This is a genomic window from Providencia sp. PROV156 (genome assembly GCF_028480905.1).
Lineage (GTDB): Bacteria > Pseudomonadota > Gammaproteobacteria > Enterobacterales > Enterobacteriaceae > Providencia > Providencia hangzhouensis.
Window position 1 is genome coordinate 1 of record NZ_JAMPPE010000043.1, and the last position, 21,368, is coordinate 21,368.

Consider the following 21,368-nt stretch of genomic DNA (forward strand, 5'->3'; position numbering starts at 1 on the left):
TCTATCTATCACCATCATTAATGAGAGTGTGTGATGCAAAGTAGTGAGTAACAGCTCACAGATTATTTAGGGTAGCGGAATTTTAATAAAATCAAATAAATATTGTGGGTTGGGTGTTTCCCATCACGGTGATGAATGACATCCCTTGAATCAAAGAAGTCAGTAACAACTCACCTCTCTTTTGACCGGGACGAGGTGGGTAGGAGGAAAAACTCAATTCCTTGTATTTAAATGATGGATGCGATTAATAAACATAAAGTAGTAAGTAACAACTCACTTGTTGAAAGGGCGGTGGCTGTTGGCGATGGTGGGATAACAGGGGTTAGGAGAAGCAATGGAGGGGGAGCGGTTGTATTGGTGTGCTGAATGGATATTGTGAATGCAAAGTAGTGAGTAACAACTTCGGTTTAATATTTTAATTGAATTTAAATCGTCATCATAATTTGGAAGCCAGTATAGCAACTAGAATAAGAGCCCAATCAAATAACAGTATCTTAGATATTATTCACAGAATAATTACTAATAGCTTATGGCAAATAAAAGTAGTAATCACTAATACAATATATTGAAGATAAGAAGGTTAATAGCTGTATATAATTATTAGAAATAAACTATAAGTTACAGTGCTTGAAATTATTTCATTTAACCTTGAAAGGCTCGACAAGACGGATAACATTAGTTAGATTATTTAGCATTCTAGAAGTCTAAACGTATAAACAGATAAAAGGGGGGATGAATGATGCCTATTCGTTTACCAGATGAACTACCGGCAGTTAATTTCTTGAGAGAAGAAAATGTTTTTGTTATGACAACAACAAGAGCAAGTCATCAAGAGATCCGTCCCTTGAAAGTATTAATACTCAATTTGATGCCGAAAAAGATAGAAACTGAAAACCAGTTTCTGCGTTTGCTGTCGAACACACCATTACAGGTTGATATTCAACTATTACGAATTGACCAGCGAGAATCAAAGAATACCCCAACGGAGCACTTAAATACCTTTTATTGTGATTTTGAGGATATACAGGATCAAAACTTTGATGGCTTAATTGTAACGGGAGCTCCGTTAGGTCTGGTTGAGTTTAATGACGTATTATACTGGCAACAAATAGAAAGGGTGATAGCTTGGGCGAAACAACATGTGACATCAACCCTTTTCGTTTGTTGGGCTGTACAAGCGGCTTTAAAGGTCTTGTATGACTTACCAAAATGGACTAGAGAAGAAAAACTATCTGGTATTTATCAGCATGATACGTTAGAGCCGTATGCTTTACTCACTAGAGGGTTTGATGGATCATTTTATGCACCTCACTCTCGCTACGCTGATTTTCCGGAAGACCTTATTCGCCAGCACACTGATCTAGAGATTTTAGCAAGTTCACAGGAGGCTGGTGCTTATTTATTTGGGTCAAAAGATAAACGCTTAGCATTTGTGACAGGCCATCCCGAATATGATGGGGACACCCTTGCACAAGAATATTGGCGTGATCTAGATGCTGGAATTTCTCCTCAGATCCCATGCAATTATTTTAAAAATGATGATCCCAGCAACCCTCCACTCGTGAGTTGGCGTAGTCATGGGCACTTGTTGTTCTCAAATTGGTTGAATTATTATGTGTATCAGATCACACCTTTTGATCTTACTAATATGGAACCAACGTTAGATTAAAAAAAGAAATATAAATTTAAAAATTATAATAAGATAAGTATTTTTACTGGTTATACCAGTTAAAGTTAGGCTTATATAGTAAAAGTGGTACCACAGTTAGTCTGAAAGCAGCTATTTATTAGCTGCTTTTTTTGTTTTCAAAGAAAAATTTTAAAAATACAGTTTTCTATAATTAGTTGATTTAACGACTATTTAACATTTTTGACTGGTTAAAGGAATGGTTAATCAATTTGGAAACTTATTTAAAATTCATTATTATCAATAAGATATCTTACTTTTTAATTAAAATGGAAATCGTTTTTGATTTATTTCTGATTTGATCTTATGCTTATTTCATAGTCAACGATGAATGAGGGTTTGGTCGATGGAGCAGCAATTATCTATATCGGAATTAACATTCACAAAGAATATTGAACAGTTTGAAAGACAAGTGTTACATATTGATTCTATTGCATTTCTTTCTAAACTAGTTGAAGAGTTTCTTCCTCGCCGAGAAAAATTATTAAAAGATAGAGAGGTCAGACAGCAAAAGATAGATGCTGGCTCTTTACCTAACTTTATTTCAGAATTTGATTCCATAAAAAAATCAGATTGGAAAATTCAAAGTATCCCTGAAGATTTACAAGATCGCCGTGTCGAAATTACGGGGCCGGTTGAGCGTAAAATGGTTATTAATGCTTTAAATGCCAATGTAAAAGTATTTATGGCAGATTTTGAAGATTCCCTTTCACCTTCATGGGAAAAATTGATCGATGGCCAAATCAATTTAAGGGATGCGATCCGCGGTGATATTTCTTATACCAACGAAAATGGAAAGGTTTACCAATTAAAATCAAATCCAGCAGTTTTGATTGCTCGTGTTCGTGGTCTTCATTTAGATGAAAAACATGTTTTATCAGGAAGTAAGCCTATTCCCGGAGGCCTGTTTGATTTCGCTATTTACTTTTTTAATAACTATCAAGTGTTATTAGAAAAAGGGAGTGGTCCTTATTTTTATATCCCAAAACTTGAGTCTTGGCAGGAAGCAAAATGGTGGAGCGATGTTTTTAGTCTGGCTGAAGACTCCGTGGGTATACCTCGGGGCACGATCAAAGCAACTGTACTGATCGAAACATTACCTGCTGTATTCCAAATGGATGAAATCTTATATCACATGCGTCACCACATTGTGGGGCTGAATTGTGGGCGTTGGGACTACATATTTAGTTATATCAAAACATTGAAAGAGCATGTTGACCGAGTATTGCCAGACCGCCAAGTTGTCACAATGACACAATCATTTTTAAGTGCCTATTCGCGCTTATTAATTAAAACGTGCCATCGCCGTGGAGCATTTGCGATGGGGGGAATGTCTGCTTTTATACCGAGCAAGGACCCCCAAGAAAATGAAACTATTCTAGCGAAAGTAAAAGCAGACAAAGAACTAGAAGCGAGAAATGGCCATGATGGCTCTTGGATTGCGCACCCAGGTTTAGCGGATACCGTTATGAACGTGTTTAATCAAGTACTTGGTGAGCGCCAAAACCAGTTACATGTATCTCGTGATTTCGATGAAGAAATTACAGCTGACCAGTTATTAGAACCTTGTGCCGGTGAGCGAACTGAAGCGGGGATGCGGGCTAATATTCGCGTTGCTGTGCAATATATTGAAGCATGGATTTCAGGGAATGGTTGTGTACCTATCTATGGTTTGATGGAGGATGCTGCGACAGCAGAAATTTCACGCACTTCAATTTGGCAGTGGATCCGCCACGGTAAAACCTTGTCCACCGGTGAAAAAGTTACTAAGGCATTATTTGAAGAAATGTTAGATGAAGAGTTACAGGTTATCCAAAAAGAACTTGGTGATAAGCGTTTTCAAAGTGGCCGTTTCCGTGAGGCTGCAGAACTGATGAGGCGGATTACTACACAGGATGAGCTTATAGAATTCTTAACTATCCCTGGATACCAATTATTAGATTAATTATCGTGAATAAAAAATTCGATAAACCCTACATATTCTTATAAAGGAAGTGGATCATGACAACATCGCGCTTAGAACAAATTGCCCAATTAGAAAATGAATGGAAACAACCACGTTGGAAAGGTATTACTCGCCCATATACAGCGGAAGAAGTGGTGAAATTGCGTGGTTCTGTGCATATCGAACACTCTTTAGCACGCAAAGGTGCAGAACGCTTTTGGGATCAACTACATGGCGGTTCAAAGAAAGGTTATGTAAATGCACTGGGAGCCTTAACGGGTGGGCAAGCGCTACAACAAGCGAAAGCCGGTATTGAAGCTATTTATTTATCAGGTTGGCAGGTAGCTGCGGACGCAAATACATCATCGAGTATGTACCCGGACCAATCACTTTACCCTGTCGATTCAGTACCATCGGTAGTTAAGAAAATTAATAATACATTCCGTCGGGCAGATCAAATTCAGTGGGCGAATGGTATTGGCCCTGACAATAAAGAGTATATTGATTATTTTTTACCTATTATCGCGGATGCGGAAGCGGGTTTTGGTGGCGTATTAAATGCCTTCGAACTCATGAAAAATATGATAGAAGCTGGAGCAGCTGCGGTTCATTTTGAAGACCAATTAGCCGCGGTTAAAAAATGTGGCCATATGGGGGGGAAAGTTCTTGTGCCTACCCAAGAGGCGATTCAAAAACTGGTTGCTGCTCGTTTAGCGGCGGATGTTTCAGGTGTGCCAACTATTTTAGTTGCTAGAACCGATGCTGATGCAGCAGATCTTCTAACATCGGACTGTGATGCCTATGATGCGGCATTTGTTACTGGGGAACGCACTTCTGAAGGTTTTTTCCGAACCAAAGCAGGAATAGAGCAAGCAATTAGTCGTGGGTTAGCTTATGCACCTTACGCAGACCTTGTTTGGTGTGAAACGTCAAAACCTGACCTTGAAGCTGCAAGACAGTTTGCTGAAGCTATTCATGCTAAATTCCCTGGTAAATTATTAGCTTATAATTGCTCTCCTTCATTTAATTGGAAAAAGAATTTAGATGACAGCACGATCGCACGATTCCAAGATGAGCTTTCAGCAATGGGGTACCGCTTCCAATTCATTACGTTAGCAGGTATTCACAGTATGTGGTTCAACATGTTTGACTTAGCTCATTCCTATGCACAAGGTGAAGGCATGAAGCATTATGTTGAAAAAGTCCAAGAGTGTGAGTTTGCTGCAATTAATAAAGGTTATACCTTCTCTTCGCATCAACAGGAGGTAGGAACAGGCTATTTTGATAAAGTGACAACAGTTATTCAAGGTGGCACTTCATCAGTGACAGCATTAACTGGCTCGACTGAAGAAGAGCAATTCTAGTCAGATTATTTCCCTTTCAATCGGTGTTTCTGTTGGTTAGCTGTATCTGTTAATTTTTCAGGCACGTTTAGTGCCTGTTTTTTATTCAAAATAAGTCTGTATTCTTATAGGAGTGGTTATGATATTGACGACAGAACAGATAATAGCTCAGACCATTTTACAGGGTTTTGATGCTCAATATGGTCGTTTCCTTGAGATAACCTCAGGTGCACAAGAAAGGTTTGAGCAGGCAGATTGGCATGCAATTCAGCATGCGATGAAAAGAAGAATTCAGCTGTATGATCACCATGTTGGTTTAGTTGTCGCTCAGCTACAGTTTATGGGGCTAGTTCAATCTTTAACACCCGATAAACTGGCTCAAATAAAAAATGTTTATAAAACCTTATTACCAGATTATCCAAGGTTTGAAATAGCAGAAAGCTTCTTTAATTCAGTTTACTGCCGGTTATTTCAGCATCGGGAGCTTACACAAGATAACTTATTTATTTTTACATCCCAGCCTGCAAGGCGTTTTTCTATTTCTCCTAGGCCACTAGCTCGAGAATACTTTGTTAATAATAATTTAGAGGGGGTATTGTTCACAATATTAAGTGGGTTACCACTAAGGCTAAAGTGGCGTAATTTGGATTTAGATATTCATTGTATTATCAATGTATTGAAAACAAAATTTCCTGATATTGAAACCCAAAAAGTCAGTTTTCATATTGCAAATGAGTTATTTTACCGTAATAAGGCAGCTTGGCTAGTTGGTAAAATTTATATTAATGATGAGGTTCACCCATTCTTACTTCCTATTCACCATGATGATTGTCAGCGCATTTATATTGATGCGTGTTTAACTGAGTTTGATGAAGCCAGTATTGTATTTGGTTTTGCTCGGTCCTATTTTATGGTGTATGCCCCTTTTCCAGCAGCACTGGTTTTTTGGTTGAGGGAGATCTTACCCAGTAAGTCAATTGCTGAATTATATATGGCAATTGGTTGTCAAAAGCATGGAAAAACAGAGTATTACAGAGAATATCTCGCCTATATTAATTTTTCACGAGAGCAATTTACCGTTGCACCAGGTGTTAAAGGAATGGTGATGTTGGTCTTTACGTCCCCTTCTTTCGATCGTGTTTTTAAAATTATTAAGGATCAATTTGCGCCACAAAAGCAAGTAACACGAGAACGAGTTTTAGAATGCTATCGTTTGGTTAAAGAGCACGATAGAGTTGGCCGTATGGCTGACACCCAAGAGTTTGAAAATTTTGTGATTAGTAAGTCTTCCATCAGCGATGAGTTAATGGTGGAATTATTGAAAGAGGTTCCATCTCAAATTGAAGATTTAGGCGATAACATATTGATTCGTCATTTGTACATGGAAAGAAAGATGATCCCATTGAATATTTATATGGATAATGCCACTGACGCGCAATTACATAATGCATTAAATGAATATGGCTGGGCGATTAAACAGTTAGCGGCTGCGAATATTTTCCCCGGAGATATGTTGTTTAAAAATTTTGGAGTAACGCGGCATGGCCGTGTTGTTTTTTATGATTATGATGAAATCTGTTATATGACAGAGGTGAATTTTCGTAAAATTCCTGAGCCATTATACCCTGAGCAAGAATTATCTAGTGAGCCATGGTATAGCATTGGTGAGCAAGATGTTTTCCCTGAAGAGTTTGCTTCTTTTATTTGCCAAAATGAGAAAATTCGTCATTACTTGCAACAATATCATGCAGATTTATTTTCCGCAGATTATTGGCAAAAGTTACAAAATAGAATTTTGGCGGGGCACGTAGAAGATGTTTATGCCTATCGTGAGGAATTACGTTTTTGCCATAAATTCAGTGAGGTTGCATAACTATAATACGCAACTAATGGGAATAGTCGCGTATTAATTAAAGGCAATTAAAAACGACTCAGCAAGCATTGAGTCGTTTTTCGGGAATGCTATTTTTTTGCGCCTTGCACAGCTTCTTGAGCAAGTTGGGTAATTTTTTCATAATTGCCTGAATTCAAAGCCTCTTCAGGCACTAACCAAGAGCCACCAATACACAGAACACTATCTAATTCTAAATAGTTAAGGTAATTATCTAGCGATATTCCACCGGTTGGGCAAAATTTGACTTGTGAGAAAGGGCCCGCAATGGCTTTTAGCGCCTTAACGCCACCATTGGCTTCCGCTGGGAAAAATTTGAACTCTTTCAGGCCATATTGCATACCAAGCATAAGTTCAGAAACAGTTGAAATTCCAGGGATTAAAGGAATATCTCCTTTGGTTGCTGCATTGAGTAATTCATCTGTCAAACCGGGACTAATTGCGAATTGTGCTCCAGCTTCAGTAACTTCAGCGAGTTGTTTTGCATTAATAACAGTACCTGCGCCAATAATAGCCTCAGGTACTTCTTTTGCAATGAGGCGAATAGCATCGATAGCACACTCCGTACGTAAAGTGACTTCTAACACTCTAATGCCACCTTTGACTAATGCTTTTGCAAGAGGAACCGCTTGTTCTAATTTTTTGATAACAATAACAGGGACGACAGGGCCTTGTTTTAATACGCTTTCAGCGGTCATTTTCCAATTATTCATTTTCTATTCCTATTCAATGAAAATAGATTAAAAATCAATACTACAAGCACCTTCTTCGGCACCTGATAAATGTCTTCTTAATGCACCGAAAAGCTCCCTTCCACAACCACTACGCTCAGCAGTTAAATCAGCCTCGAAGGGTTGGCGTTTATTGAGTTCTTCTTCATCAACTAGTAATTGTAATTCTCCAGTCAATGCATTTACCCTAATGATATCGCCATTTTTTACTTTTGCTAACAACCCACCATTATAAGCTTCAGGGGTGACATGAATTGCAGATGGTACTTTACCGGATGCTCCGGATAAGCGGCCATCAGTAACTAACGCGACTTTGTAGCCTTTATCCATAAGTACACCAAGAGGAGGCATGAGTTTATGAAGTTCAGGCATGCCATTCGCGGATGGCCCTTGGAAGCGGACAACAATAATACAATCTTTATTAAGCTCACCTGCTTCAAAGTGTGATGCAATCTCATTTTGGTTGTTAAATACGACTGCTGGAGCTTCAATAACTTGATTTTCTTCAGGAACTGCTGATGTTTTCATCACGGCACGCCCTAAGTTACCAGAAAGTAATTTTGTGCCCCCATGAGGTGAGAATGGGTGTTCTATTTCAGCGATAACATCAGGATTAAACGAGGATTTAGGGCCTTCTCGCCATTCAAGTTGGCCATTATTTAGCCAAGGTTCCATGGTATAACGTTCCAGCCCGAATCCTGCTACGGTATGGACATCGTTATATAATAAACCTTTTTGTAATAGCTGGTGGATAAGCAAAGCTACGCCACCTGCGGCTTGGAATTGGTTGATATCCGCTTGGCCATTAGGATAGATACGGCAAATAAGTGGAACAATAGCTGAAATATCGGAAAAATCATCCCAATTGATAATGATCCCTGCGGCTCTTGCTATAGCAACAAGATGCATGGTTAAGTTAGTTGAGCCTCCCGTCGCGAGCAATGCGACGATACCGTTGACAATAACTTTTTCGTTAACCAGTTGACCGATAGGTAAGTACTGGCCCGATTGTTCAGTTAAACGCGTAATTTGTCGTGCGGCAGCCTCTGTTAATGCATCCCGTAGTGGAGAGTCAGGTGGTACAAATGACGCACCGGGTAGATGTAACCCCATGACCTCCATCATCATTTGATTCGAGTTGGCAGTACCGTAAAAAGTACAGGTGCCGATCCCATGGTAAGAGGCGGCTTCGGCTTCTAATAAAGCGAGTCGATCAACTTTGCCTTCAGCATACAGCTGGCGAATACGAACCTTTTCTTTATTTGGTAAGCCTGTTGCCATTGGACCTGCTGGGACAAATATTGCAGGAAGGTGACCAAATGAAAGTGCGCCAAGCATTAAGCCTGGAACAATTTTGTCGCAAATACCTAAATAGAGCGCACCATCAAACATATTATGGGATAGGCCAATGGCAGTTGACATGGCAATGACATCTCGACTTAGCATCGATAGTTCCATCCCATCTTGCCCTTGGGTTACGCCATCACACATTGCTGGGACACCCGCAGCGACTTGGCCAATTGAGCTAGCTTCTAATAATGCTTTTTTGAGTTGTTCAGGGTACTTGTCGTAGGGACGATGAGCAGAAAGCATATCATTGTAGGAATTGATGATTGCAATATCAGAGCGAGTCATGCTTTTAAGAATTTGTTTTTCTTCGCTTTGGCATGCTGCAAAGCCATGGGCAAGGTTACCGCAAGCGAGTGATGCTCGATGGACGGTCATACAACGAGCCTGCTCTATTTTTTTGAGATAAGCAGCTCGAGTTTTCAGTGAACGAGAAATGATACGTTGAGTGATGCGATCAAGTTCTTTATTGATCACTGAAGGATTTGTCTCTTTAGAGGTGGTCATGCTCATGATAATTGCTCCATAGTGCAGTAAAAAGATGAATCAAACTGCAAGTCAATTCGGGTTGTGCCTATCGTTATTTACTTGTGAACTATAGCATCAATGTTACCGGTAACATTGTTCAATGAAAGCGGAGGAGTTGCAATATAGAAAATGAACATTCGAAGCTATCTGTGATCTGAATCAAATTTATATTATGGTGTGGACAGGGTAGGAAATAGACAAATAAGCATGCTATAGTGGCTTAGTTGATGATTTTATCATCAAAATTCAATTAGATGATTGTCGAAGGTTAGGTTGTATTCATGAGAAGAGCGGCAGGATGTTAAGGCTAGTTATAGCTGCATTTATATTGTTATTGGCAAATTTTGTTAGGGCTGAGGTTATCTTAGCTTCGGGGTCATATAAAATTTTAACTGAAGTTTTTAATGAACAAACGGCAATGCAGTTACAGAATGCGTCACAAGCAGAAAAAATTGATGTATTGACCCGATATTTTTTAACTACACCTTACAATAAACAAACTTTGAATATGAGTCCGCTATCACCTGAAGAATTGGTGATTAATTTGAAAGAGATGGACTGTATGACATTCATAGAGTACATCGAGGCTTTTAAGCGTTCTAACAATTACGAGCAATTTGTTTCAAATTTAATCAATATTCGTTATATCAACCAAAATATTACATTTAAACATCGGCGGCATTTTTTCTCTGATTGGGCGCAAGAACCTGAGGCGATTGTGGTAGATATTACTAGTGAAATAAGCCCACACGCTATTCAGGTAAAAAAACAACTTAATTTGAAAAATTATAATCAGCGATATATATCGGGCTTGCCTGTTAAAGGTAGGTTGATAAACTATATCCCAGTCAAATATGTGGATGATGATTTAGTATTGAGATTAAATGTAGGGGATTACATCGGCGTTTATTCAAAGGATAATGGGTTAGATGTAAGTCATGTGGGTGTTGTAATACGTAGAGGTAATAAAACAATATTTAGAAATGCCTCTTCACTACGTAGAAATCTTCAGGTTATTGATATCGAACTGAACGATTACTTAAAAGGGAAGGCCGGGATTGTTGTTTTTAGGCCGAAATCAGATTATTAGCCTGACTATAGAGAATATTATAATAATAAGATAAATTATTAATCTGTTTTTTGATATAAAAAAGGGAAAACACAATTTTTGCGTATGTAAAAATTTAACATATAGAGTGAAAATTATTTAATAATAAAAAACAGATAATTATTTTGATTGGTTACTAATTATTTCTAGTAACATTTAAAATGTAAAAGTATATTAAATTATCGATTTGATCAAAAAAAACATATAGAAATGTAATTTAATTATAAAAATAAAAAAACTTTTATAAAGCAATGGATTACTTTACATATATTATTTTCCTCATTTTTTTTGTATATAAAAATGATGTTTGTCTATCAATCTTGTTATCTTTGATTGCTCATAACTATTTTAAATAGTTATGATTAATTTTATAATGAATAATACTAGCTAAATTATTTTTCTTATTTACATTTAGGAGATGGTTATGCATATAGCTAAAAAGAAAAATATTTATGCATTACTAGGTAATCATTTACGTAAGGCTAGAGTGAGTAAAGGGTTATCAGGAAATGAGCTGGGTTCGATTATTCATTTGAGCCAACAGCAAGTATCACGATATGAGTTAGGTATTAATAAGTTGAGTTTAGATAAACTAATTGAAATTGTAATTTTTTTAGATATTGATATTAATGAGATTACTAAAATCATTGCTAAGCAGGTTGAGTATGAAAAAATGAGTTAGCGATAACCTAAGTAAGATATTTTTTTATTTTATTTTTATAACATTTTATGAATAATTTACTCATTTAAAAATTCCTAGTATAAAAAATAGGTTATAACTTATACGTTATAGAGAATTAGACGATTAATTTTGCATAGTCATAGTACTCGAAAAAAATATGTCTATGGTAACTACTTAAAATTAAAAATTAAATTCTAGAAATAAGAATAATCAATTCAATATGTCTCTATTTTAAGGAGGGGGAGCTTATTAGTGATCATAATTATAATTTTTTCTGGTGCTTCTCTCTCTACTTTTTCCAATGTTCCCTACCATTTAATAGAAGGGGATGTTTTTCGTTAATAAGAAAACCTTTTTTGTTTCTAATATGAGCTAAAAAGGTTTTAACATGATGTATTTAAACATTTATTTCATTTTCTATTATCTGTTTTTCTAAAAAGAATAAGCATTGTGATGTTGTTGGTGCATGAAAATTGATAGTATTGCAGACGACACAATGCTTAAATAAAGCTTAATGAATAATAGAGTAAGGCTATGGTTTGATGTTCAAATATATAGGGATATTGTTTGCTTTTTTACTATTAGGCTGTTCTGCCTCGAACAAAGGTTACTATCTCGATAACCGTTACCCATCAAAAAATAATAGTCAGCGCATTCAATATGTCATTATTCACTACACCGTTTCTGATGATGCGCGTTCCATAGCCACACTAACGCAAGGCAAAGTGAGCTCCCATTTCCTCATACCGAGTGTACCTGAAACTAAAAATGGCCAGCCTGTTGTATTACAACTCGTTCCCGAATCATTAAAAGCATGGCATGCAGGTGAAAGTTATTGGCTACAGCATAATGGTTTGAATGATATTTCTATTGGAATTGAAATCGTTAATGCAGGGGTACAAAAGGATGTTAAAGGAAAGCAACAGTGGGATCCTTACAATGAAGCGCAAATTGTGGCATTGATACCTCTCATCCAAGATATTATGCAGCGCTATAGTATTCCCCCAGAAAATATTATTGGTCACAGTGATATCGCACCATTGCGCAAGCAAGACCCAGGCAAGGCATTTCCATGGCAACGTCTTGCTCAACATGGTATAGGGGCTTGGCCTGACCCAAAAACAGTCACTAAATTTCTGGCGGGGCGTAATGCCAATGAACCCGCAAGCGTGTTACGCATTCAAAAAGCGCTTAATTTTTATGGATATTCAACAATCCCGCTATCAGGTAAGTTAGATCCACAGACTAAAAAAACATTGCGTGCTTTCCAATTGCATTTCCGACCGCGAGATATTGAAGGACAAGCGGACGCTGAAACAGAGGCTATCGCGTTGTCACTCATTGAAAAGTATCGTGATATGCAAAAATTTAAGTTATTTGAAAAGACTCTGAAGTTGCCTACTATTTCAACAAATCAGCAAGGTGATTAGAGGGCAGTAAAAAGCTTTGTAAGGTTAAGTGAAATACAGGTTGCTTTGTATTTCACTTTCACTGTTTAGCTAGCGGTTTGCGCCATATTCATGGCTTATTTCTTTTGCGGCTTTGATAACCATAGCGCCTAATTCAGTAATACGGTCATCGGTGATACGTGATAATGGGCCTGAAATAGAAATGGCTGCGAAAGCTTCTTTGTGTTCATCATAAATACAAGCCCCAATACAGCGTAACCCTAATGCATGCTCTTCGTCATCATAAGAAAAACCTTGCTTTTTAGCCTGTTGTAAATTCTCTTTTAAAGCTGATGGGTTAGTTAATGTATAAGGCGTATAAGCATGTAAACCTTTACGGCTTAAAAGTGGGACTAGTTTATCTTCTGGTAAGTTAGCAATGAATGCTTTGCCTGCCCCCGAGGCGTGTAATGGCAGTTTTCCACCGATTGGTGCTGACATTCTCATTAGCGCATTGCATTGTACTTGGTCAACAATGACGGCATCGTACTCTGTATGGTCTAGGATAGCTAAGTTGACAGTTTCCCCCGATTCATCCATTAAGCGACGTAGTATTGGGTGGACGAGGGCTAACAAATTACGACTCTCTAAAAAGCTGCTACCAATGATAAAAGCATGAGAAGCAATAACCCATAGGCCTAAATCACCAGTTTGGCGAACAAAACCATGTTGTTCTAAAGTCATTAAAAGGCGATGTGTTGTTGAGTTAGGTAAGCCTGCTTGCATCGCAAGGTCAGTGAGGGCAATTCCCCCTGTCGATTCGGAAATATATTCCAATAGTGTTAATCCACGACTTAATGATTGAACTTGTCCTGCTGCAGCTGCGCCACTCGCCGGCCCTTTTGCTTTTTTAAGTTTCTTAGTAATTGGTGCCGTTGCCATTAAGTCTCTCCTGACTGTCATTTAGCTTCTATTATGAACTATTTCACTTGAAAATACTCATCGGATCAGTGAAAAGTGTGCTCTTGTGCAACCTTGAAAAACTCTCATCATAACAGCGAATTTTCACGCGAGAAGTTGTGATAGGATGTTAAAGGTAAAAATTTGACTTATTTCTCAGTGTTCCATTTTAGGAGGGCAGTGCAGTGTCCGCAAAAGTTAATCAATTAGAACAAGAATTAAAAAAACGTATATTGGTATTAGATGGTGCAATGGGAACAATGATCCAACAACATAAGTTGTCGGAAGCCCAGTTTCGCGGAGAACGATTTGCGGATTGGCCGAGTGATTTAAAGGGAAATAATGATCTATTAGTCTTAACTCAGCCAGATATTATTCGAGATATCCATTCTCAATACTTTGAAGCGGGCGCGGATATTGTTGAAACCAATACTTTTAACTCAACATCCATTGCGATGGCTGATTATAAAATGGAATCACTTTCCGCTGAAATTAACGAGGTTGCTGCACGCCTTGCCCGTGAATGTGCTGATGAGTGGACACGTAAAACCCCTGACCAGCCGCGTTATGTTGCCGGAGTTTTAGGCCCGACAAACCGCACTGCTTCTATTTCTCCTGATGTTAATGATCCTGCTTATCGCAATATCACCTTTGATCAACTCGTTGAAGCCTACCGTGAATCTACCCGATCTTTAGTAAAAGGTGGGGTAGATCTGATCATGATCGAAACCATTTTTGACACATTGAATGCGAAAGCCGCGATCTTTGCGGTAGAAACTGAACTGGAAGCTTTGGGTGTTTCTCTACCTATTATGATCTCAGGTACGATCACGGATGCTTCTGGCCGGACATTATCAGGGCAAACAACAGAAGCATTTTATAACTCATTGCGCCATGCGCAGCCGATATCATTTGGCTTGAACTGTGCATTAGGCCCGGATGAGCTGCGCCAGTATATTGCTGAATTATCGAGGATTGCGGAATGTTATGTCAGTGCGCACCCTAATGCAGGGCTGCCGAATGCGTTTGGTGAATATGATCTTGATGCGCAAAATATGGCTGAACAAATTCATGAATGGGCAACCGCAGGGTTCTTAAATATTGTTGGTGGGTGTTGTGGAACGACGCCATTACATATCAAAAAAATGGCAGAAGCCGTAAAAGGCATCACACCACGTCAATTACCGTCACTACCTGTTGAATGCCGTTTATCGGGTTTAGAACCGTTAAATATTGGCGAAAAATCGTTATTTGTTAATGTTGGGGAAAGAACCAATGTGACGGGATCCGCAAAATTTAAGCGGCTGATTAAAGAAGAAAATTACCAAGAAGCCTTAGATGTGGCACGTCAGCAAGTTGAAAATGGTGCGCAAATCATCGACATCAATATGGATGAAGGGATGTTGGACTCCCATGCGGCGATGGTGCGTTTCTTGAATCTGATTGCTGGTGAGCCTGATATTGCTCGCGTGCCAATTATGATTGACTCCTCAAAATGGGAGGTGATCGAGGCGGGGCTTAAGTGCATACAAGGTAAAGGGATCGTCAATTCAATCTCAATGAAAGAGGGGGTTGAGGCATTTATTGAGCATGCTAAATTATTGCGCAAATATGGTGCTGCGGTGGTCGTCATGGCATTTGATGAAGTTGGTCAAGCAGATACACGTGAGCGGAAAATTGAAATTTGTCGCCGTGCTTATCAGATCCTTACCGAAGAGGTGGGCTTCCCTCCTGAAGACATTATTTTTGACCCAAATATTTTTGCCGTAGCCACAGGAATCGAAGAACATAATAACTATGCCGTTGATTTTATTGAAGTCTGTAAGGACATTAAGGCTCAGTTACCTCATGCGATGATTTCTGGCGGGGTTTCCAACGTCTCCTTTTCATTTAGAGGAAACGACCCTGTACGTGAAGCAATTCATGCTGTTTTCCTGTATTACGCCATTCGTAATGGAATGGATATGGGGATCGTTAATGCGGGGCAGCTCGCTATCTATGATGACCTGCCTGCTGAATTAAAAGATGCTGTTGAAGATGTGATTTTAAATCGCCGTGATGACAGTACAGAACGTTTGCTTGAACTGGCGGAAAAATACCGTGGAGCAGGGGCTGGAGAGCAGCAAGTTCAACAAGCGGAATGGCGTAGTTGGGAAGTTGAAAAGCGTCTTGAATACGCATTAGTGAAAGGCATTACCGAATTTATCATTGAAGATACTGAAGAAACACGCCAACGTGCTTCCAGCCCAATCGAAGTGATTGAAGGCCCCTTGATGAATGGTATGAATGTGGTTGGAGACCTATTTGGGGAAGGAAAAATGTTCTTACCTCAAGTGGTGAAATCTGCTCGGGTGATGAAACAGGCCGTAGCCTATTTAGAACCTTATATTCAAGAGCTTAAGCAGTCAGGTAGTAGTGCAGGAAAAATCTTACTCGCGACGGTAAAGGGCGATGTTCATGATATAGGCAAAAATATCGTTGGGGTTGTTCTGCAGTGTAATAACTATGAAATCATTGATTTAGGCGTGATGGTTCCGTGTGAAACTATTCTAAAAACAGCACGTGAAGAGAACGTTGATATTATTGGGTTATCCGGTTTGATCACGCCATCTCTTGATGAAATGGTGCACGTAGCTAAAGAGATGGAAAGACAAGGGTTTACCTTGCCATTACTGATTGGTGGGGCGACAACATCAAAAGCACACACTGCCGTGAAAATTGAGCCTAATTATAGTGGGCCAACGACTTACGTGCAAAATGCCTCTCGAACTGTGGGGGTTGTCGCAGCGCTATTGTCAGCAACACAAAAAGCAGATTTTGTTGCGCGCACTCGCCGTGAATATGAAACGGTTCGTCAGCAACATGGTCGTAGAAGGCCAAAAACACCGCCTGTGGCACTGGATGTGGCACGCGCTAATGCGGTTAATATTGATTGGCAACATTACCAACCACCTGTGCCAAAATTTCTTGGTATTCAAGAAGTCACCGCATCTATTTCAACGCTGAGAAACTATATTGATTGGACGCCATTTTTTATGACGTGGTCTCTGGCAGGTAAATACCCGCGGATCTTAGAGGATGAAGTGGTCGGTTCTGAAGCGCGTAAGCTATTGAAAGACGCCAATAATATGTTAGATAAGCTTGATAAAGAAAACTTATTAACGCCAAAAGGTATTTTTGGCTTATTCCCTGCAAACCGGGTTGGCGATGATATTGAAATTTATACCGATGAGTCGCGAAATCATGTGCAAGTCATGGGGCTGAATTTACGCCAACAAACTTTAAAAACTGAGTTTCCAAACTATTGTTTATCTGACTTTGTCGCGCCAAAGGACAGTGGTAAAGCCGATTATATTGGGGCTTTCGCAGTGACAGGGGGCTTAGAAGAAGACGCGCTTGCTGATGCATATGAACAACAGCATGATGACTATAATAAAATTATGGTTAAAGCGCTGGCGGATAGGCTAGCGGAGGCATTTGCTGAATATTTACACCAACAAGTCCGCATGCAATATTGGGGTTATGCAGACGATGAAAACTTGAGTAATGAAGAACTTATTCGCGAAAATTACCAAGGGATCCGCCCTGCACCGGGGTATCCGGCTTGCCCTGAGCATACAGAAAAGGCAAAAATTTGGCAGTTACTGGACGTGGAAACGCAAATTGGTATGCAACTCACCAGTTCCTATGCGATGTGGCCAGGGGCCTCGGTATCAGGCTGGTATTTTAGCCATCCTGAAAGTAAATATTTTGCGGTAGCCCAGCTACAAAAAGACCAAATTGAGGATTATGCAAAGCGTAAAGGGATGTCGGTGACGGAGCTGGAGCGTTGGCTAGCGCCAAACTTAGCTTATGACCCTGAAGATTAAAACAAGATCAATACATTGATTTTTCATGCATTCGGCACCATCTTATAGGTAATACATTAGAGGGGGCCAATGATGAGCTATGAATTTATTATTGAAGAAGAACTGCCACGCTCGGCAGTTTTTCCTTATCAGATCCAAAACAGTGCGGCGCCTGAAACGTTCATGATGAGCGAAGACGCGGTGAGCGCTATGATGAGTGTTTTACAGATCATGGATAAGCTTGATACCGATGATTCACTGGATGAGCACTGTTTTAATCAGATTTGGTTAAGAAGCGAGCTAACACCTGCAAGAGCAGAAGAAATTTACCTATTTTTAGAAGAAAATTTAGCAGTAGAACCCGTGCCTTCAGAGGACGAAATCGCGGCTTTTCATCAAGCCCAAATCGATGAAAATAAGCTGTTATCTCAAGAAAGCCCGAAAGACGGTATGGTACCCGTGCATAAATTTTCGACCAATGACGGTTGGTTGGTGACCACGAAAGAGTGTGAATGGATTGCGGAAGTGTTTTCACCAGAACTGGTGAGTGAAAACCACTTTGTCGTTTCTCAGATCTCTGAACTGTGTAAGATTAGCCACCGCACATTGGAAGCTCTGTTAATTGAGTGGGGTAAATTTAATTTATTTGCCAGTAAACACGGTGGTTACCGCGTTAACTAAGTACTGCGGCTTATTTCGGAGACAAAAGTTTCAGCAAGAAGCTGGCGTCTCCTCCGTTTTCTTAATAATTCCTTTGTTATTCTACTTTTTCAGCCAACATCCCTTATGAATTTTTTATTGGAGTGATATGTTAATGACATAACGCCAATAAATAGGTCATGGTGATGAAATTACGTTCTTTTCTGTTAGTTCTCTATGTTAGCGGTATTTCCCTTGCGCAAGCTGGCAATATCGTTGAAGCACCTTCTACGAAAGATAAACCGAATACGCTACATGCGCAGCCTAAAAGCGCGCCTATTCCTGATGAATTCAAAGCAAAATTGAAGCTAGCGAATGCCGGAGATGAAGAGGCAATGGTGGATGTTGGGCTTGCTTATATGGATGGGACTGAATTTTTAGCCGTCAATGAGCAAGAGGCTTATCGTTGGTTTAAAAAGGTAGCTGACCGAGATAATACAGATGGAGATTATTACCTTGGGATGTTATTGCAAAATCAGGAAAAATACCGACAAGCGGAACAATGGTATCGCCGAGGTGCTGAAAAAGGCGATGCTTATTGCCAATATGCGATGGGTTACTTATATGAACATGGCATTGGGGTTGAGCAAAATTTAAAGCAAGCGAAAGCATGGTATGCAGAGGCCGCGGAGCAAGAACATGCCAACGCACAGTTTGCGATGGGGTTGTTTTATCATGATGGGTTAGGTGGTGATATTGATTACCAGAAGGCTCGAGAGTGGTATGAAAGAAGTGCGGGAAATAATATTGCAGCCGCAGTGAATAACTTAGCGGTGATGTATGAAAATGGTGAGGGTGTAGAGCCGGACGCCGAAATGGCGATTTATTTATATCGTCAAGCCGCCAATATGGGCTCTGCGACAGCGCAAGTGAATATGGGTGATTTTTATCAAGAAGGTCATAGCGCAATAGAAAAGAATAGCTACCAAGCGATGTACTGGTATAAACGCGCTGCGCAACAGAACAATATTGCGGCCCAACTGGCGATTGCGAAAGCCTATGAGCAAGGTAATGGCGTTGGTAAAGATCTCTCTGAAGCCTTTCTATGGTATGAACGAGCAGCACAAAATAAATCCCAAGAAGCTGGAATGAAGGTAGCTGAATTCTATGAAAAAGGGTTAGGGGGGGTTAAAAAAGACCCCAAAAAGGCTATTGAGTGGTATATATCACTTGCCAACAGTGATGGTAAAGCGGCTCAAATTAAGTTAGCGGAACTGTATGTGTCTGGTGGGCTGAAAAATGTTGATGTGAATGATATTTTGAGTTGGTTGCTGATTGCGCAAGAAAATAACATCGAAGCTCAAAACCAGTTAGCTATCTTTTATTTAACGGGAACGGGTGTGGCGAAAAACACACACAGAGCACGACAATTGCTGGAAAAAGCGGCATTTAAGAAAAATAGCGATGCCCAAAACAACCTTGCGGTGATGTATGCACGAGGCGAGGGCGGTGAGAAAAATATTTTTCGTTCAGTAATGTGGTTTGAACGAGCGGTAGAACTCGGTAATGAAACCGCAAAAAGCAACTTGGCGCTTTTAAAACAGAATAAAGGCGTGACGGGAAAAATGTTGCAATACACTGGTAGTGTTGCGCAACCCAGCAAAAATGCTAGAGAGGATTAATTGTATAATATAGAAGGCGATCGAAATGATCGCCTTCTAGTATTTTGATCAAATTTCCACACTATTCGAATAAGTTACTGTGCAAGGTACGAACGATCTCTTCAGCATCATTTCCAGGTACCAATAAACAAATATTGTGGCTACTTGCTCCATAGCTGATCATGCGAATATTGAATGACTCAAGCGCCCCAAAAATTTGTCTCCCGAGGCCATTCACTTGCGACAGCTCATTACCAATGATTGCCACGAGCGCTAAATCTTCTTCCACTTCAACACGGCATAATGCGGATAGTTCTGTCATTAGCGCATTGGTGAGTAAACTGCCGTTAGTTCCCGTTGAACCTGTTGTGTCTAAGGTTAGGGCGACACTGACCTCTGAAGTCGTAATTAGATCCACTGAAATATTGTGGCGCAGTAAAATGGTGAAAATTTCCGCTAAGAAACCGCGTGCGTGCAGCATTTTTAGACTGTGCAAGGTGAGTAGCGTTTGTTTACGGCGCAGTGCTAATGCCCTAAATTGTGGTGGATTCGTGGTTTTATCACACACAATGGTGCCGCCGGCTTCGGGGGCTTTACTTGAACCGACAAAAACTGGGATCCCCGCACGTACTGCAGGAAGGAGTGTCGCAGGATGCAAAATTTTTGCGCCAAAGGTCGCCATTTCTGCCGCTTCATCGAAAGCAATTTCATCAATGCGTTGGGCACTCGGTACGACGCGAGGGTCAGTGGTGTAAATTCCAGGAACATCAGTCCAAATATCTACACGTGATAAATTAAGGACTTCAGCTAACAAAGCGGCGGTGTAGTCACTTCCACCGCGCCCAAGAGTGGTCGTGCGGCCTTTTTCATCACGACCAATAAACCCTTGAGTAATGACAACCGACTCAGTAAGGCGTGGCATGAGTTGTTGTTCTGACAATGCTTTTAGCTGAGCAAGTTCTGGTTCAGCACGGCCAAAGCTGTCATTCGTTCTCATCACTTTGCGTACGTCAAACCATTGGGAGTTAGCATTACGTTGGCGTAGTACTTCAACAAATAGTAAGGTTGACATTAATTCGCCGTGGCTCACCATTTCATCCGTTAATGCATCAGAAGTGGCTAAAGCAGCCGAATCAGCTAAATGAGCAATATTATCGAGCAATCGATTGATTTCCTCACGAATAACATCAGCAGTTTGTAAGTTATCAATAATTGCGTATTGAATATCCTTCACTTTTTTCAGCAGTTCATTACGTTTATCAGCATCGCAACCTTCGGCCAGTTCGATTAATAAATTGGTAATGCCAGCAGAGGCGGAAAGTACCACAACTCGCACATTTGGGTTGGAGAGAACAATATTGGCGCTGTTGTTCATCGCTTCAAAGTTAGCGACGCTAGTGCCGCCAAATTTGGCGATAACATACTGATGATTGTCTGTTGAAGACGCTGCGATATTCATGGTGTCAATCCCTTTGGTTAAACCTAATCTTTATATAGATTTATCGGGTAAATAGGATTGCGTCAATCAAGAATCGAAGTAAATCAGTAATTCTAATGATAGGTAATTTATTATCGGTTTTCTCAATATACTCGTCATACTTCGAGCTGCA

At 39.9% G+C, this 21,368-nt stretch carries 14 protein-coding genes; 10 read left to right on the forward strand and 4 right to left on the reverse strand.

Annotation, left to right across the window (positions count from 1 at the left end; translation table 11 throughout):
• Nucleotides 1–739: 739 nt before the first annotated feature.
• From metA to aceK, 4 genes are all read left to right on the forward strand, one after another.
• Nucleotides 740–1,669 carry a homoserine O-acetyltransferase MetA gene (metA, locus tag PSF31_RS20465; RefSeq protein WP_094962873.1) on the forward strand — a complete coding sequence of 310 codons (930 nt, stop codon included), beginning with the start codon at nt 740–742 and terminating at the stop codon, nt 1,667–1,669.
• A gap of 364 nt (nt 1,670–2,033) precedes the next feature.
• The gene (aceB, locus tag PSF31_RS20470) at nt 2,034–3,632 is read left to right on the forward strand and encodes a malate synthase A (RefSeq protein WP_096865072.1); all 1,599 of its coding nucleotides are present in this window, start codon (nt 2,034–2,036) and stop codon (nt 3,630–3,632) included.
• Nucleotides 3,633–3,688: 56 nt separating this feature from the next.
• On the forward strand, nt 3,689–4,996 hold the full coding sequence (aceA, locus tag PSF31_RS20475) for an isocitrate lyase (RefSeq protein ID WP_004261346.1): 1,308 nt from the start codon (nt 3,689–3,691) through the stop codon (nt 4,994–4,996).
• Nucleotides 4,997–5,114: 118 nt separating this feature from the next.
• Nucleotides 5,115–6,848: a bifunctional isocitrate dehydrogenase kinase/phosphatase gene (gene aceK / locus PSF31_RS20480; RefSeq protein WP_096865071.1), complete on the forward strand. Its 1,734-nt coding sequence runs from the start codon at nt 5,115–5,117 to the stop codon at nt 6,846–6,848.
• A gap of 89 nt (nt 6,849–6,937) precedes the next feature.
• Here aceK and PSF31_RS20485 read toward each other — a convergent pair whose 3' ends face one another.
• Entirely contained in the window at nt 6,938–7,579 is a 642-nt protein-coding gene (locus PSF31_RS20485) for a bifunctional 4-hydroxy-2-oxoglutarate aldolase/2-dehydro-3-deoxy-phosphogluconate aldolase (protein ID WP_004261341.1), read from the reverse strand.
• 27 nt (nt 7,580–7,606) lie between these two features.
• Nucleotides 7,607–9,451, reverse strand: coding sequence for a phosphogluconate dehydratase (gene edd / locus PSF31_RS20490; RefSeq protein ID WP_420719995.1), 1,845 nt, complete (start codon nt 9,449–9,451; stop codon nt 7,607–7,609).
• 319 nt (nt 9,452–9,770) lie between these two features.
• Here edd and PSF31_RS20495 point away from each other — a divergent pair, with 319 nt between their 5' ends.
• From PSF31_RS20495 to PSF31_RS20505, 3 genes are all read left to right on the forward strand, one after another.
• A complete protein-coding gene (locus PSF31_RS20495) occupies nt 9,771–10,562 on the forward strand; it encodes an N-acetylmuramoyl-L-alanine amidase-like domain-containing protein (RefSeq protein ID WP_096865070.1) in 792 nt (263 codons plus the stop codon).
• A gap of 442 nt (nt 10,563–11,004) precedes the next feature.
• Nucleotides 11,005–11,262 carry a helix-turn-helix domain-containing protein gene (locus PSF31_RS20500; protein WP_036958356.1) on the forward strand — a complete coding sequence of 86 codons (258 nt, stop codon included), beginning with the start codon at nt 11,005–11,007 and terminating at the stop codon, nt 11,260–11,262.
• A gap of 542 nt (nt 11,263–11,804) precedes the next feature.
• A complete protein-coding gene (locus tag PSF31_RS20505; protein WP_096865069.1) occupies nt 11,805–12,692 on the forward strand; it encodes an N-acetylmuramoyl-L-alanine amidase in 888 nt (295 codons plus the stop codon).
• 69 nt (nt 12,693–12,761) lie between these two features.
• Here PSF31_RS20505 and iclR read toward each other — a convergent pair whose 3' ends face one another.
• Complete coding sequence (gene iclR, locus PSF31_RS20510) at nt 12,762–13,592, reverse strand: glyoxylate bypass operon transcriptional repressor IclR (protein ID WP_036958355.1); 831 nt, start codon at nt 13,590–13,592, stop codon at nt 12,762–12,764.
• Between the two features lie 203 nt (nt 13,593–13,795).
• Between iclR and metH the strand changes: the two genes are divergently transcribed.
• From metH to PSF31_RS20525, 3 genes are all read left to right on the forward strand, one after another.
• Complete coding sequence (gene metH / locus PSF31_RS20515) at nt 13,796–17,479, forward strand: methionine synthase (protein ID WP_096865068.1); 3,684 nt, start codon at nt 13,796–13,798, stop codon at nt 17,477–17,479.
• 69 nt (nt 17,480–17,548) lie between these two features.
• Nucleotides 17,549–18,139: a hypothetical protein gene (locus PSF31_RS20520; RefSeq protein WP_004261328.1), complete on the forward strand. Its 591-nt coding sequence runs from the start codon at nt 17,549–17,551 to the stop codon at nt 18,137–18,139.
• 164 nt (nt 18,140–18,303) lie between these two features.
• The gene (locus PSF31_RS20525) at nt 18,304–19,779 is read left to right on the forward strand and encodes a tetratricopeptide repeat protein (RefSeq protein WP_096865067.1); all 1,476 of its coding nucleotides are present in this window, start codon (nt 18,304–18,306) and stop codon (nt 19,777–19,779) included.
• Between the two features lie 61 nt (nt 19,780–19,840).
• Here PSF31_RS20525 and lysC read toward each other — a convergent pair whose 3' ends face one another.
• Entirely contained in the window at nt 19,841–21,217 is a 1,377-nt protein-coding gene (gene lysC, locus PSF31_RS20530) for a lysine-sensitive aspartokinase 3 (RefSeq protein ID WP_004261326.1), read from the reverse strand.
• Nucleotides 21,218–21,368 lie beyond the last annotated feature (151 nt).

Bases quoted from the DNA above. Each gene is read 5' to 3' on its own strand.
- metA (WP_094962873.1), top strand. From the start codon at position 740: ATGCCTATTCGTTTACCAGATGAACTACCGGCAGTTAATTTCTTGAGA.
- aceB (WP_096865072.1), top strand. From the start codon at position 2,034: ATGGAGCAGCAATTATCTATATCGGAATTAACATTCACAAAGAATATT.
- aceA (WP_004261346.1), top strand. From the start codon at position 3,689: ATGACAACATCGCGCTTAGAACAAATTGCCCAATTAGAAAATGAATGG.
- aceK (WP_096865071.1), top strand. From the start codon at position 5,115: ATGATATTGACGACAGAACAGATAATAGCTCAGACCATTTTACAGGGT.
- PSF31_RS20485 (WP_004261341.1), bottom strand. From the start codon at position 7,579: ATGAATAATTGGAAAATGACCGCTGAAAGCGTATTAAAACAAGGCCCT.
- edd (WP_420719995.1), bottom strand. From the start codon at position 9,451: ATGACCACCTCTAAAGAGACAAATCCTTCAGTGATCAATAAAGAACTT.
- PSF31_RS20495 (WP_096865070.1), top strand. From the start codon at position 9,771: ATGTTAAGGCTAGTTATAGCTGCATTTATATTGTTATTGGCAAATTTT.
- PSF31_RS20500 (WP_036958356.1), top strand. From the start codon at position 11,005: ATGCATATAGCTAAAAAGAAAAATATTTATGCATTACTAGGTAATCAT.
- PSF31_RS20505 (WP_096865069.1), top strand. From the start codon at position 11,805: ATGTTCAAATATATAGGGATATTGTTTGCTTTTTTACTATTAGGCTGT.
- iclR (WP_036958355.1), bottom strand. From the start codon at position 13,592: ATGGCAACGGCACCAATTACTAAGAAACTTAAAAAAGCAAAAGGGCCG.
- PSF31_RS20520 (WP_004261328.1), top strand. From the start codon at position 17,549: ATGATGAGCTATGAATTTATTATTGAAGAAGAACTGCCACGCTCGGCA.
- PSF31_RS20525 (WP_096865067.1), top strand. From the start codon at position 18,304: ATGAAATTACGTTCTTTTCTGTTAGTTCTCTATGTTAGCGGTATTTCC.
- lysC (WP_004261326.1), bottom strand. From the start codon at position 21,217: ATGAATATCGCAGCGTCTTCAACAGACAATCATCAGTATGTTATCGCC.